Origin of the sequence: Dyadobacter sp. 22481 (assembly GCF_052044875.1) — a bacterium.
GTDB lineage: Bacteria > Bacteroidota > Bacteroidia > Cytophagales > Spirosomataceae > Dyadobacter > Dyadobacter endophyticus.
The window spans coordinates 2,425,745-2,440,002 of record NZ_JBQENV010000001.1 but is presented as its reverse complement, the minus strand read 5'-3'; the positions used below and the strand labels follow the sequence as shown (position 1 = coordinate 2,440,002).

General features: G+C 48.9%; 15 protein-coding genes. 3 read left to right on the top strand and 12 right to left on the bottom strand.

The features are described 5' to 3' along the window. The first annotated feature begins 125 nt into the window (after positions 1 to 125). Both ACTJJJ_RS09565 and ACTJJJ_RS09560 read left to right on the top strand, forming a co-directional pair. Positions 126 to 1,043: a glycosyltransferase family 2 protein gene (locus ACTJJJ_RS09565; RefSeq protein ID WP_188928231.1), complete on the top strand. Its 918-nt coding sequence runs from the start codon at positions 126 to 128 to the stop codon at positions 1,041 to 1,043. A 3-nt stretch (positions 1,044 to 1,046) separates the two neighbouring features. Next, positions 1,047 to 2,219 carry a glycosyltransferase family 2 protein gene (locus ACTJJJ_RS09560; RefSeq protein ID WP_188928233.1) on the top strand — a complete coding sequence of 391 codons (1,173 nt, stop codon included), beginning with the start codon at positions 1,047 to 1,049 and terminating at the stop codon, positions 2,217 to 2,219. A gap of 37 nt (positions 2,220 to 2,256) precedes the next feature. Here the strand turns inward: ACTJJJ_RS09560 and ACTJJJ_RS09555 are convergent, their stop codons facing one another. From ACTJJJ_RS09555 to apaG, 11 genes are all read right to left on the bottom strand, one after another. Further along, positions 2,257 to 2,625, bottom strand: a complete 369-nt coding sequence (locus ACTJJJ_RS09555; protein ID WP_188928235.1) for an Hpt domain-containing protein — start codon at positions 2,623 to 2,625, stop codon at positions 2,257 to 2,259. A 103-nt stretch (positions 2,626 to 2,728) separates the two neighbouring features. Then, the gene (locus tag ACTJJJ_RS09550; protein WP_188928236.1) at positions 2,729 to 3,742 is read right to left on the bottom strand and encodes an MlaD family protein; all 1,014 of its coding nucleotides are present in this window, start codon (positions 3,740 to 3,742) and stop codon (positions 2,729 to 2,731) included. A gap of 2 nt (positions 3,743 to 3,744) precedes the next feature. Then, on the bottom strand, positions 3,745 to 4,509 hold the full coding sequence (locus ACTJJJ_RS09545) for an ABC transporter ATP-binding protein (protein ID WP_188928237.1): 765 nt from the start codon (positions 4,507 to 4,509) through the stop codon (positions 3,745 to 3,747). Position 4,510: 1 nt separating this feature from the next. Then, entirely contained in the window at positions 4,511 to 5,299 is a 789-nt protein-coding gene (locus tag ACTJJJ_RS09540; RefSeq protein ID WP_188928238.1) for an MlaE family ABC transporter permease, read from the bottom strand. Positions 5,300 to 5,330: 31 nt separating this feature from the next. Then, the gene (locus ACTJJJ_RS09535) at positions 5,331 to 6,098 is read right to left on the bottom strand and encodes an EcsC family protein (RefSeq protein ID WP_426293978.1); all 768 of its coding nucleotides are present in this window, start codon (positions 6,096 to 6,098) and stop codon (positions 5,331 to 5,333) included. A gap of 191 nt (positions 6,099 to 6,289) precedes the next feature. Beyond that, complete coding sequence (locus tag ACTJJJ_RS09530; protein ID WP_188928240.1) at positions 6,290 to 8,326, bottom strand: sialate O-acetylesterase; 2,037 nt, start codon at positions 8,324 to 8,326, stop codon at positions 6,290 to 6,292. A gap of 13 nt (positions 8,327 to 8,339) precedes the next feature. Continuing rightward, positions 8,340 to 9,326, bottom strand: coding sequence for a glycoside hydrolase family 43 protein (locus ACTJJJ_RS09525; protein ID WP_426293979.1), 987 nt, complete (start codon positions 9,324 to 9,326; stop codon positions 8,340 to 8,342). A gap of 57 nt (positions 9,327 to 9,383) precedes the next feature. Then, a complete protein-coding gene (locus ACTJJJ_RS09520) occupies positions 9,384 to 10,541 on the bottom strand; it encodes a hypothetical protein (protein ID WP_188928244.1) in 1,158 nt (385 codons plus the stop codon). Beyond that, a complete protein-coding gene (locus ACTJJJ_RS09515; protein WP_440701705.1) occupies positions 10,538 to 11,518 on the bottom strand; it encodes a DUF2157 domain-containing protein in 981 nt (326 codons plus the stop codon). The genes ACTJJJ_RS09520 and ACTJJJ_RS09515 overlap by 4 nt, the downstream gene beginning before the upstream one ends. A gap of 108 nt (positions 11,519 to 11,626) precedes the next feature. Next, on the bottom strand, positions 11,627 to 12,403 hold the full coding sequence (locus tag ACTJJJ_RS09510; protein WP_188928248.1) for an O-methyltransferase: 777 nt from the start codon (positions 12,401 to 12,403) through the stop codon (positions 11,627 to 11,629). A 41-nt stretch (positions 12,404 to 12,444) separates the two neighbouring features. Continuing rightward, on the bottom strand, positions 12,445 to 12,831 hold the full coding sequence (apaG, locus tag ACTJJJ_RS09505) for a Co2+/Mg2+ efflux protein ApaG (RefSeq protein WP_090386807.1): 387 nt from the start codon (positions 12,829 to 12,831) through the stop codon (positions 12,445 to 12,447). 150 nt (positions 12,832 to 12,981) lie between these two features. Between apaG and ung the strand changes: the two genes are divergently transcribed. Beyond that, positions 12,982 to 13,647, top strand: a complete 666-nt coding sequence (ung, locus tag ACTJJJ_RS09500) for a uracil-DNA glycosylase (RefSeq protein WP_188928250.1) — start codon at positions 12,982 to 12,984, stop codon at positions 13,645 to 13,647. 70 nt (positions 13,648 to 13,717) lie between these two features. On the opposite strand, the gene ACTJJJ_RS09495 is transcribed toward ung, so the two are convergent. Beyond that, positions 13,718 to 14,122 (bottom strand): Dabb family protein, encoded by a 405-nt coding sequence (locus ACTJJJ_RS09495; protein ID WP_188928252.1) that lies wholly within the window; start codon positions 14,120 to 14,122, stop codon positions 13,718 to 13,720. Between the last annotated feature and the right edge of the window lie 136 nt (positions 14,123 to 14,258).

The following is a 14,258-nucleotide window of genomic DNA, read 5'->3' as shown; positions in this document are numbered from 1 at the left end:
CAAAAACTGGAGGTCATTTCCCGATTTTGGTTAAAGCTATGTTTTTATTATTAAATTTGAAATAGTTCTACAAATCAATATAAATATTCCTTCGTAGTCCGCAATCTAGTGGCACAGTCTTGCGCATGAAAAAAGTTTCCATTGTGACGGTGAATTTCAATCAGCCAAAGGTTACCGAAGACTTGTTGAAATCGCTGGCAGAGGTCAATAGCTATCCCAATCTGGAAATCATCGTCGTCGATAACGGCAGCAAAGTAAACCCCGTGCATGAATGGCGGGAGCGATACCCGGCTGTAACGTTTATCCGTTCTGAGCTAAATACTGGTTTCGCGGGGGGAAACAACATCGGCATTGCGCACGCAACCGGCGACTACCTTTTCCTGATCAATAATGACACCGAAGTAACCGGCGGATTGATCGGCAGGCTCGTGGATACCATGGTGGCCAACCCAAAAATCGGCATGATCTCTCCCAAGATCCACTATTTCGATCAACCCGGCATGCTGCAATACACGGGTTACACCCCAATGAACTACTATACTTGCCGCAATGCGTGTATCGGGCAGTTTGAGCAGGATCGAGGGCAATACGACTTCCTTACCGGCGTAACCGGCTACGCGCACGGGGCGGCGATGATGATCAGCCGGGAAGCGTTGCAGAAAGCGGGAGGGATGGCCGAAAATTATTTCCTTTATTACGAGGAGCTCGACTGGTGCGAGCGCATCAGAAAGGCAGGGTATGAAATACATGTCGACCTCGGCGCATTAATCTATCACAAAGAATCGGTGTCGGTCGGCAAGCGCACAATTTTGAAGGAGTTTTTTATGAACCGCAACCGTATTTTGTTCATAAGAAAAAACGCCCCGGGTTTTAGGTTCGCCGTTTTTTGCTGCTACTTTATGCTGGCTGTGGTGCCTCGGAATATGATCCAGTACATCAAAAACAAGGAATATAATTTTATCGCGGTTTTCTGGCAAGCAATCATCTGGCACTTCAAAAACAAACCCGATAGCGAAAATTTAGGCTTCCCATTGACCCGTTGATTTATGGAGATACTTTTCTGGCTCAGTCTGTTTATTGTTTTCTACACTTTCCTCGGTTACGGCATCCTGCTCTACATGCTGGTCCGCATTCGCAGGGCATTCAAGGGAAAAAGGCTTGCCCCTGGGCTCGATCAGGATTTCCCGACGCTCACACTTGTGATCGCCGCTTATAATGAAGAGAGCATTATCGAAGAAAAAATCGCGGATACGCTTCAACTGTCGTATCCCGCAGGTAAGCTGAACCTAGTGTTCGTCACCGACGGCTCCTCCGACCGCACACCGGATTTGGTTGCCAACTACCCGCAGATCAAGCTCATGCATACGCCCGTGCGCAGCGGAAAGATCCTGGCCATTCACCGGGCCATGGATGTAGTGGATACCGAAGTTGTGGTTTTCACCGATGCGAATACCTTTCTGAACAAGGACGCACTTCTGCTCATTGCAAGGCATTATGCCGACGCCACTGTGGGTGCTGTCTCCGGAGAGAAGCGGGTAATGCAGGACGCGCTCTCGGATGCGACAGCAGGGGAGGGCTTCTACTGGAAATACGAGTCGGTGCTTAAAAAGTGGGACTCTGAGCTGTATTCTGTCGTCGGGGCGGCAGGTGAGCTGTTCAGTGTACGGCGGTCGCTGTACCAGCCGGTGCAGCCGGACACGATCCTGGACGATTTCATGATTTCAATGCAGATCGCCGAAAAGGGTTACCGGATTGTGTATGAACCTGACGCCTACGCCTCGGAGCTCTCTTCGGAGAATATTAAAGAGGAGTTGAAGCGTAAGGTACGAATCGCCGCTGGGGGTATTCAATCGATCCTTCGGTTAAAGAAATTGATGAACCCGTTTCATGATCCGCTGCTCTCATTTCAGTACATCAGCCATCGTGTATTGCGATGGACTGTGACGCCGTTTCTGATGATTCTGGCACTTGTCTTCAATATACTGATCGTAATACAGTCAGGCGGTTTGATATACCAGCTTCTTCTGGCTGGGCAAATCGGATTTTACGGGCTTGCGCTGGCCGGTTGGGTACTCGAAACCCGAAAGATCAAAGTGAAGGCACTCTTTGTACCCTATTATTTCTGTATGATGAACTATGCGGTGCTGGCGGGTATCGGAAGATATTACAAGGGCTCGCAGAGCGCTGCCTGGGAGAAGGCCAAAAGAAAAAGCGCATAGCCGGAAGGCCATGCGCTTTAATGCTGTACGTAGCCACTTACAATTGTTTCAAGCGCTCGGATTCCGATTCCAGGATAGGGATCAGGTCCTCTATCTCGGTTGAAATGCGCTGGTACATGTCCAGAAGCTTTTCTCCTGATTCATTTTCCTTAATAGCCTTTTCCAGCACTTCTACCTTGGGCCGCACCTGCGTGAGGCCGGTCATGGTAAACGAAGGTTTCAGCCCGTGGACGATGCTAGCCGATTCTTTGAGGTCCCCAGATTCTAATGCGCCTTGTAATGTTTGCCAGCGCGGGACAGAGTCGCTCAGAAATGCATCAAAAATCATGTACAGGATTACAGGATCTTCTCCGTAGGCCTGGTCTATGTACGCAAGGTCCAGGGCGGGGTTGAGTTGTAAGGCCATCGGTTTGTGTTAAAGTTTTGCAGAAGCTTAATTAGTGGGATTGGTAAGGTATTATTCGAAGAAATACTTCGACAATATAACCGGTTTCTGCAAAACTATCACATTATTGTTGGTTCTCCTGCGCTTTAACTTCTTCTTTGGCGGGCTGTTTGGCTTCTTCCTTTGCTTTTTTGCGGAAATACCTGCGGAAAAGGAAATTGGAGCGAAGCGCCGTCATGTTTTCATCGAGCTTTTCGGTAGTACTTTCGAGATTTTTTAGCGTTTCTTTCAAGTTTGACGCTGTTGCTTCATCGTGCAGTAATACACCCAGTGGGCTGGTTTTGTTGGAGTTAAGATCGGCGCTGGCAGTTTTAAGGTTATTCACCATGACGTTGGCGGAGGAGACGGTTTCATTGAGCCTGGCAATGGTTCCACGCAGGTCCTTCATGATCACTGTGTCTGTGGCGAAGTCGTTGGCCAGTCCGCCTTTTTCGTTTAACTTGGAAGTGTAGCCTGCCAGCGAGGCCGTTAGAGCCTGCGCATTGACAGATGCCTTTTTCATCGCACCCAAAGTCTGGTCGAGGTCATTATACAGGCGCTCGTCGTTGAGCAGCATTCCGACGGTGCCTTTTCCGGCCAGGATATTTTTGCTGATGGTCTTGAACGCGCTGGTAATGCCAAGCAGGTTCTTGTTGTTTTCTGAAAGTACAGCCAACATTTCTTCCGTGCTTTCCATTTTTTCGACCGCGATTTCGTCGCCGTCTTCAATGGAAGGCACTTTTTGGGTCCCGCCATAGATAACGATGATCTTGTTACCAATCAGACCGTCGGTGCTTACCTTGGCCTTGGCGTTCTTGCGGACAAATTCCTGTGATTTTTCCTCGATGTTCAGCATTACCTCCACCTTGGAGTTGGCCAGGAAACGGATGCTTTTGACAGTCCCGATTTTAACTCCCGAGTACCAGATATTGTTGCCGACTTTTAGCCCGTTCACGTCGTCAAAAATAGCTTTGACAGTGATAGTTGAAGAAAAAACCTTCTTCATACTGCCGACGGTGAGAATCCCAACTACGAAAATCAGGATGCCAATCACGACGAAAAGGCCTACGTTTATGGATCGTTTGGATGATGTTGCCATTATTACTGAATAAAATTATAATCGTAAAAACTCTTGATCCGCTCTTCGTCGGTATCAAATACTTCTTCAAAAGTGCCTGTTTTCAGAAACTTGCCATCCAGCAGCATTGCAATGCGGTCGCCCGTCTCCCGTGCACATGTGAGATCGTGCGTGATGATGATCGAGGTTGTCTGGTATTTTTCCTTAACCTCGTTGATCAGCTCGTTGATTTCCAAACAGGTAATCGGGTCAAGGCCGGCCGTCGGTTCGTCGTAGAGCATCACTTCCGGTTTCAGAATCAGTGTCCGGGCGATGCCTATCCGCTTGCGCTGGCCGCCAGAAAGCTCAGCTGGAACCTGGTTGATCGTTTGGAGCAGGCCTACGGCGTCGAGCACGGACTCCACCTGCTCGTTAATTTCAGCGCGGGTGAGGTCTTTGATATTGCGTACGAGTGGAAATTCAAGGTTCTCGCGCACGGTCATACTGTCGTACAAAGCACTGTTTTGAAACGAAAACCCGATTTTTAATCGCAAATCGCGTAGATCGTTGCCGTCCAGCTTGGAGACCTCTTTCCCTAAAACCAAACAATCGCCACGGTCTTGTTTGAGCAAACCTATCATGATCTTGATCAGCACCGATTTTCCGGTCCCGGAACGCCCGAGTACGACCATATTTTCTCCTTTCGTCACAGTCAGATCGACTCCTTGCAGCACATGCAGATCTCCGAATGACTTGTACAGGTCGCGTACTTCGATAACCGGCTCTCCGGGTTTAAAATCTTCTTCCATATTAAATTCTGAAGTAATTGGATACCTGTACGATGATCACCTCCTCGACGAAAATCAGGAACATGGAGGTCACGACAGCTGCGTTGGCCGCCTTACCGACACCCTCGGTGCCTTTGCTGGCATTGTAACCCTGGTAACTGCCTACCATCCCGATCGTGAATCCGTACGCGACCGCCTTCGCCACCGACGTCCAGATATCCAGGAACGTGATCTGCTCGAATGCATTCTCGAAAAACGCTATGAAACTTGTACCTTCATTCAAGGTTACGTTCAGGAACGCCCCCATCAGACTTACCATCGAGCAGTAGAACATCAGCACAGGAATGGCAATGGTACAGGCCACCACGCGTGTTACCACCAGGAATTTAAATGGGTTTACGGCCGACACTTCCATCGCATCGATCTGTTCGGTCACACGCATGGAGCCTAGCTCGGCCCCGATGCTGGATCCGATCTTGCCAGCGCTGATCAGGGCCGTTACCAGTGGAGCGAGGGCGCGAACGATCGCGATCGCTACCAGGGAAGGGAGCCAGGACGTTGCCCCGAATTCGGATAGTGAAGGGCGCGACTGTTTGGTGAATACCATTCCGGTGATAAAGCCGGTAAGACTGATCAGCAGCAGCGACCGGTTTCCGATCGCATAGCATTGCCTGACAATCTCCTGAAATTCCATTCGGCCCCGGAAGATCTCGCGGAAAAAACGGATAAAGAAAATATACGCATCATAAACCGCCAGTAAGGCATTATCCAGACTTTTGCCGTATACAAATTGCTTTTTGTTAGCGCTCATTCAATCGGTACATTGTATTAAACTTTATTTATCAGGCGGTTGTGGTCAGAAGCTCCTTTGTGCCGCCGAACATCTGCTCTTCGAACCACCGCATTCGGTAGGCATTCATAGCGTTTTTGCCCAGCTGATCCAGCAGCCGGTAGTTGACGATGACGCCCACAGCCGCGCCGATACCGGGGATAAGCTGCGCCATTTTTGCAAGGTCAATATAGTCCCGGTATTCCTGCTGGAAGGTCTTCCAGTCGAATCCGTGAATGTCTGTCGGAAGGTCCTTGCTGCGTAGGTCCCATCGGATCATTCGCGTAAAGACCTCCTGACGCCCTTTCTGGCTCGAAAACGTCAATTGGAAAATATGAAGTATAAAAAGCCGTTCCCTGTAATCGTTGACCGACCTGCCATACAATGCAGCAATCTCAAAAAGAAGCTTGATCTTGATGCCGATCAGGATAGGGAACTCGGCCAAAGCAAGCCAAAAGCCGCCAGCGCCGGTAATACCGCCTTCGGCTGCGCCGGCCTTTTTGTAGAAATCGATTTTTTTGCGGACAGCCGTTTCAATTTCTTCCAGCGAGGCACCCGGGATAGCCTGGGTGGTCGTGTATTCGGCCCCGGTAAGCACGCCGCGTACCATTTGTTTGATGGTACCGGTGATTATCGAGTGAATTTTATCGGGAATGATGTTATTGATTTTGTCCTGAAATTTCTTGGAAGTCCTGTCTATAAAATTGGGCCGCTTCTGCATTTTTAGCTGCCATTTGGTCAATTCAGGTCTTATCTGCTCTTCATAATTGTGGATGTGCATATCATTTCAGGGCTAATGTCGGACAGGATAGAGCAACGGTGGTCTGCTAATGATTAGCAAAAATCATTCCAATATCGTATAAAGTCATCAAACAGCCGCGAAATTCCCGATTACGCGACCCGCAAGATATGCAGGTGGTTGCCCACTCTGTAGTTCCGGCATGTAACAACGCTTAGTATTATATGTTCAAACTATCTGATCCATAGTTTCTTAGTGAAGGTTCTGCCATTTGATTCAAATCTAATCAAATGCATTCCCGAAACCAGCTTTGGAGCTGTAAAGCCGCTTATGATGCTCCCCGAGACTTTACGGTTTAGTAAAAACTGTCCACGAAGGTCGACCAGACTGATCTGACCTGACTGTGGCTGGGCAAAATTAATGGTTACCTCTTCACCGCGCAGTGCCGGGTTTGGAAATATTTCAAATACTGTGTCCGGATTTGTTTCTGCACCCAATATCAATGTTGGTGCAACCTCTGCGTAGGCGGGGGTTGCAGATTCGGCAACATCGTTTACAGCTACCAACCTGTAAATAATAGGAAGGGTGGATTCGCCCGGTTGGTCATTCCATTCAACACTTCCACCGATCCTTGCGAGTGGGATGAAACTGCCGCTCTCTCCAAATTTGCGTTCGAGAACGTATCCCTTTGCGCCTGAAACCGGCTGCCAGGAAAGCCTAACGCCCCCGTTTTCACGGCTTTGAGCAGAAAGCACCGTGCCATCCAACGCGGCAGCAATAGGTACATTAAAGAAGGTAAATGCACGCATGCCCCTCGCGTTGGTGAGGTAAGGCCCGGTGAAGGGGTAGTAGGGACCCTCTTTTTCCAGGTAGGGAGGCAGGTAGTCGAGCGTAGTCGCGTTCTGCGAGGCCTTCAGGTCAAGGATAATGCGGTTTCCATCGGCTTTACCCGCAGTTACCGCGCCTGATTGATGGTCGAGGTAGAAAAAATCCTTTAAATTCAAAACCGGCCCGCCGGGGTGTGGATAGGGCTCGGGATATTTTAAATTCTGGCCTTCACCGAATACCAGGGTAATACTTTTCCTCTCGGTAGAATTGTAAAATGCCTTTTTCAGCCCCGGCGAGTCGATATTGAACGTATCTGCGGATGCATACAAGTCGCGGAGCATCAGGTGTGAAAGCTCGACGCCACCTTGTTTGTTGCCCTCGCGGTTATAATGCAAGCCGTCGAATCCATTCGTGCCCACGGTTGCGATATTGATAATGTCAGGGTAAATATCGGGCAAGCGCCGTTGATAATCGCGTATGAGCGTACCAACGAGTGATGGCCAATATATGATATCGATCTGAAATACATATAACTTTTGCAGGTTGGCAAAATCGGTTTTCAGGTTTTTATACAAAACGTCAAAATGCCCTTCCCAATTACCTCCCTCGCCATAGGCCTCGCTTTCGCCTTGTCTGAAAATATAGGCCTTTACTGCATGTGCCACACCAGCTTTCTGCGCGCGGTAGAGCATTCTGCCGTAGCCCGTGGTGAAATCGGTGGGGTTGTTTTCCGTGCGCAGTGAATGCGAATAAGCCGAGGACCAGTGGTACCCCGCGTTGATAAGGCAGTTGGGAATGCCCGACTTTTCCATCAACTGCTTCTGGATTTCAAAACCCATTGTTCCCACGCCATTGTCATAGGAGCGCAGGTTGGAAAGTGCCCAGAGTGTATCGGCAGCTTTGTAAGTGTCATTGTTGAGATTGCCCGTTATTTTCCCGAATGTTCTGCAAAACATGCTGGTATCAGCCTCGCCGAAGAATCCGGTCGCATTGGATTGACCCGACAATATGTATACATCGCCGCTGACCACCCGGGTGCGGGTGATGAGCAGCGTCGAGTCGCGGTCATTGCATAGAAAAACCTTAAAATCATAGTTGGCCAGTTCGGCTTTGATCGTGGTCTCCGTGCTGAATACGCCCTTCGAATTCGACCCGTATTGGACGTTTGCCTTCCGGTATTGGTAGAGCTGGCCGTTTCGGGAGACAAGCACCGACACATACTTCCAATCGGGCGCATCCACAACTCCCGCAATGGGCACGCGCGCCTGGCCGCTGGCATCGCGTGGATAGAGCTGATAATCCTGCGGCAACTTCCCGAAGAGTACCGGGGTGAACTGCTGCCCGGTTCCACGAGTAACCGATAGGAGCGTTAAAATAAAGGAGAACAGAAAGTATGTGGCGGGCCTTTTAAAGAACCAGCCCCGGAGGAGAGTTTTTAGCACAGGGTTTAATTATTTATTTGATCCGAACAGGTTTGACCCCTTCCCGCGTGATTTTTACCGGGTTAATCATGCCCTTATCGTCGAAAGACATAATGTCTATGCAGGTTTCGCGATGGTTTCCGTCGGTTTCGGTCAGCGGACGACGGTGGTAAACAATGTACCATTCGTCCTTTCCCGGAACATGGATCACCGAGTGGTGGCCTGCGCCGGTTGCTACCTTCGGGTCCTGTTGCAGGATTTTGCCTACGCGCTCAAACGGTCCAAAAGGAGAATCTGCCACAGCGTATGCCACAGAATAGTTGGGGCCTGTCCAGCCGCCTTCCGACCACATGAAATAGTATTTGCCATTGCGGATAAACATGAATGGGCCTTCCACATAGTTTTCCGGCGTGATCTCGCGGAACATTTTGCCGTCTTCAAATGGAATGAAACCGGTAAAATCGGTTTTCAGCTTTGCGACATTGCAATGCTTCCAACCACCGTAAAAGAGGTAATACTGGCCGTCTTTGTCTTTGAAAACGAACTGATCGATGGGCTGCGCGCCGTTATAGAACTTGTCGATCAGAGGCTTGCCCAGGTAATCCTTGAACGGGCCTTCCGGACGGTCGGCCACAGCTACTCCGATGCCGCCTTTTTCGTTGTCATTCTGAATGTCGTTGGCCCCGAAAAACAGATAGTATTTCTTGTCTTTTTCGATGATAGAGGGCGCCCACATGGCCCTTTTTGCCCACTTGATAGCCGAGGTATCGAGAATGTTCGGGTGCTTGGTCCAGGTTACCAGGTCTTTGGAAGAAAATGCATCCATATGCACCTGCTTGTTGTAGGGCGCCGAAAATGTAGGGTAAATCCAGAATGTTTTATTAAAAATAATGCCCTCCGGATCGGCATACCAGCCTGGAAAGACTGGGTTACCGGATGTTTTGGCGGCCGTTTTCGCCGATTGTGCAAAAGCGTGGTAACAAAGGAGGTTTAAAAGTGTTAAAACAAGCAGTTTTTTCATGAGTTAAGTTTCGGTGATCGGCAATGTAACCGCTGCAAGTTCCAAATTTTTGTTCAATTAATAAGCCTCGCCTGCTCCGCCACCGCCGAACGTACCACCACCGAATTCGAGCCCCGGACCGGAAAGTCCTCCGCTGACGGGCGTGGCACCAAGTTGCTGCGCCGCAATGACCGCTTGCAGGTTTTCGAGGCTGCTTTTGCGGTCTTGCTCATCGGATATTCCGTGTTTGGGGGCGTGTAAATATCTGATTACAGCTATTGAAGCGACGATCATGAGCACACCCGCGAGCACGAGCTCCTGTGAGGCGCTTAACGTGCTGAAATAGTTGACATAAGTGTAAGCTGAGAACGCAATGGCCAGCAAACCGATGACAAATGGAATGCGCTCAGCCCGTTTCAACCCTATTATAATGTACAAGAGTGGTATTGCGAATGTGAAAAAGTAAAACAGCGGCGCAAAGGTGATTTGCGGGGCCACCGAAACATTCAGGCCGCTGATCAATGCGTTCAATTCCCTTACTACCAGGTAATTTCCGCCGAGATAGAAGGTGACCAGCGAAAGTACTTCCAAGATCTGACGGCATTCGTGGTAATAAATGTCTTTGCTTTTTCTTGCCAGCCCATAAATCACTGCCGATACAATCATCACGGCGAAAGGCAAAAGAGCTTTCCCGAGTGGAAATTTCATCATCAAATCAGCCATTATGCTGAATATCAGTCCGAAAATGACGATCGGACCAAGCAAGTCGGCGTAACGCAGGGTCGCCGGAATGATGATGGCAAGCGCGATAAGGCAATATGCCCAGAATGGCGCTTGTTGGAAAAGGAGGAAGACAGGCACCATTGCCGCCGTTACACCGGCATAAAGCAATGCATTGTCGACGCCGGAATGGAATAGGAGTTTGGTTTTAATTAAGGATTCCAACACAAAAAAGAAGCAGGCGCAGCAAATAAGGCTCAATGTCGAGAAACCCAGGTCGGAGCCAGTGTCGTAAACAAATAAGGACAGGAAGCCCACAAAGAACGAAGTGGCCACCACGGCAAAGCAAAACAAGCCGATTTTAACAAATAGGCCCGGGCGATAGAATCTTTCGGGAAACAGCTCTTTTACCTGCGCTTCCTGGTCGGCGGTAAGAAGATGCTTGGTTGTCCATTCCGCGGCCTGACGCTGCAAATGCAGGTTTTCAACCCAGGTTTCGTTGTATGCCTTTTTCATTTCTTAAGCTCCGTTTTAATCCCAAGGAATTTTTTAAAGTTTAGCAGGGAGTAAATCACGCCGACACTGGAAAAGAGGAAATAAAAGATTCCAAGAGCGAAGGCCGCATCGGCTCCGAGGCTGGTAAAAATGGAATAAGTGATAATGGAATAGCCGTAAACCGTACCCATCAGCAGGAACAGCAACGACTGGGCATGACGCGCGCGATAGACAAAAAAGGTGCAAATCCCGAGGCCGATTATGAAATATAGCACCTTCGCGTGCTCGCTGAACAGCCCGATCTGCGCCGCAATGCAGGCCAGGTTCCCACCCATGAGCACGTAGGTGAATGCAAAATGCTTTTTGATGTTCTGCTGTTCGGAAATCCATCCCACAACGGTGAGCACGCAGCCCAGCGCAATGGCCGGGATGATCACTTTGCCGTCCGAAAAATCATTGTCGGATAGCACCGAAAGTGGCGCAATGGTAAGTCCAAGCCACGATGCAAGCCCGGTAATAGCCATCGACAATGCCCCACGGTGGTCGAAACGGTAGGCGCAAAGGAAGAAAATGATCGTCGGAATGATGACGGCAAGCCCGTGCCGGGAGCCGAAAAGATTGTATTGGAATTGCAGGTAACCTTCGAGGCCCAGAAACGTCGAACAGCCTAGCAAAAGCACGTAGTCGATGAGCTTGTTGGGGTTTTGGATTTGTTCGTGTGAATAGGGAAGGCTGTTTTTATATGTATAGTAAAAACAGCCTGCGGTAATTATGGCGATGACGGCGATGATTGCCTGATGGCCGATCGTGTCGATGTTTTCGTAGATCAGTATACCGGCGCCGGAGCTGAAAATCAGTATGCCCAGGTACAATATTGACCGCAGCTCCCAATGAACTGAAAAGGCTTTTTCGTGTTCGAAACCGGTGATTGTGTCGGCCTGTTGTTCGGAAATAACTCCCTTGCTTTGCAAGGAGTTAAGGATGGATTTTGTGGTCATGGAAGTTGAGACGAGGTATGGTAAAGTTAACAAACTTTGCCATGAACGCTGCTTCGCTCTGCTCCGGGAATTATTTAATGGAAGATTGAGATATTTAACGGTACAACATCAAAAGCGAAGTGTGAAATTTTCCTTCACCTGCTCGCTACGGAAGAACACCAGCCCGATCCAAAACAGGTCGACGGTGACTGTGACCTGCGGATGCGCCTTAATATATTCCCAGGCCCTTGTCATTTCCTCCGACCAGTATATGTCGTCAAAAACAAACAACGAGCCGTTTTGAATATGGGGGAGGCATTGTTCGAAATATCGGACGGTCGGTTCGTAACGGTGGTTGGCGTCGAAATAGGCAAAGTCGACAGGGCGATCAAGTGTTTCGAGGCGTTTGGGTAATGTCTCGTCAATATTGCCCAGCACGATTTCAATATTATCAGCATGTTCGCGCTGGAAATGCTGCTGTGCTTTTGCCGCTGTTTGCGGACAGCCTTCGAAGGTGATCAGTTGCGCGTCCGGGTTTGCTTTGGACATATACAATGTAGTGAGCCCAAGAGAGGTACCCAATTCGATAATCGTTGCCGGTTGAAAACGGCGTATTAGCCGGTGGAAAAGCATGCCGAACTTGGCCGGTTTTTCTGCGTTTTTGGCGATCGTTTTGATCTTTCGCAGATTGGACTTGTTCACGCGCGAGCCAGCACCCAGGTCAAGTATTTCGATTTGCTCGTCGGAACGCAGTAACTCTTTACGCAGCGAGCGGATCGCCTCGTATTCGGGATTGTGATCCTTCCTAGCCGCGATCACATTGTTGTAAAGCTCAAACAGAAATGGGGAATGGATGGAATGCTCGTTTCCGGAGCGTAAAAGGTACTTGATATAAGCAGCAATCAATGCAGTGGAATTTTAAAATAAGCCGGTGCCCGGCCGGTGATTCAGTTGAGGCGGTAAGGTGCGACGAGCGAAAATGCGGGTATTACGACGCGAAATTGCCGACCGTCGAGCACACGTTCCATCAGGTAGGTTCCGGCCATTTTACCCATATCGGTACGCAGATTGCAGCCGGAGACGTAATCATGTACATCACCGGGTTCCAATACGGGTTGAAGCCCTACGATACCTGCCCCTTCCACTTCGCGTACGGTTCCGTTAGCGTCGTAGATCAGCCAATGCCTTCTGAGTAACTTAACCGTGTGCTCGCTGTGGTTTTCAATCAGAATCTTGTAGGTGAACACAAAATGATCCTGACCCGGATTGGAGTAATCGGGCTGATATTCCGTCAAAACGGTGACCTTGACACCATCTGTAACCTTGGAAACCATATAGATCGAGGGTGTTGGAAAGTAGTGGGACTATTGGAGCTGCGGCAAATATACCGGTTTGCAACGCACCTTTAACGAAAATAGTAATCAATTGCTGATAAAACCAAATCAAAAAACACATAATTTGGTTTCCAAAACAAATTCAACAGGATGGATGTAAAAATTGAGCAGTCGTGGAAAGAGCGGCTTGCCCCCCAGTTTGAGATGCCTTATTTTACCTCGCTTACAGCCTTCGTAAGGGAAGAATACCAGACTAAACAGATATTTCCGCCGGCCAAGCAGATATTCAACGCATTCAATTACTGCAGCTTCGACGAATGCAAGGTGGTAATCCTTGGCCAGGACCCGTACCATGGTCACGGGCAGGCGAATGGCCTGTGTTTTTCGGTGAACGACGGTGTGCGGATGCCTCCCTCACTGATGAATATCTTCAAGGAAATTCAGCAGGATCTGGGCAAGCCCTTCCCTCCGACGGGTAATCTCGAGCGGTGGGCAAAACAGGGCGTCCTGCTTTTAAATGCAACCTTAACGGTACAAGCGGCCGCTGCCGGCTCGCACCAGGGAAAGGGTTGGGAGCGCTTCACCGACGCGGTCATCAAATGCGTGTCCGAGGAGAAAAATAATGTGGTTTTTATGCTCTGGGGCAGGTATGCCCAGGAAAAAGGCGCGGTGATCGATGCGTCGAAGCATTATGTGCTCAAAGCGAAGCACCCCTCACCGATGTCTGCCAATGGAGGCGGCTGGTTTGGTACGAAGCATTTCAGCAAGGCCAATGAATATCTGGAAAGCAAGGGGCTCGACCCGATCAACTGGTAAACGTGTTAATAAAAAGAGAGCCGGGATGCCCGGCTCTCTTTAAGATTTTCACTCCTATTACTATTATTAATTACTTCTCTATGTTGGAATTCATCTCCAACACTTTGTCCCAGTGGCCTTCATTGGCCTTCACAAATGCTAGTCTGTCAGCATTCAGTTTGTATTCCTGGGCAGCTTCGTTGGTACGGAAAGTCAGGTAGTGGATCACGTCAAATTCTTCACCACTGTTATCTGCTTTCTGCACGTGTCCTGCCGAATAGGCCACGACATCTTTCACCGATTTCTTCATCACCGCAAAATCGCGCAGGTGTTTTTCCACTTCCTGTGTAGTAGTACCAGGTTTAAACTTGATACAAACTACCCGCTGGATCTCGGCAGGTTTGTGGGGCACATAAGCGCCGTAAATAACCAGCATAAATACGCAAAGCGCGAAAATGGGGACTAAGTATCCTAATGTTTTATTTCTAGTTTTCATTATAGCAAATTCAATAAATGCAATTATCTATTTCTCTTGCTACAAAGGTAAAACTTAAATCTATTATTGTATTATTTGGATATTAAATATAAATAATTTTGAAAATTTGATATTTAAGAAAAGAAACAACCACTGA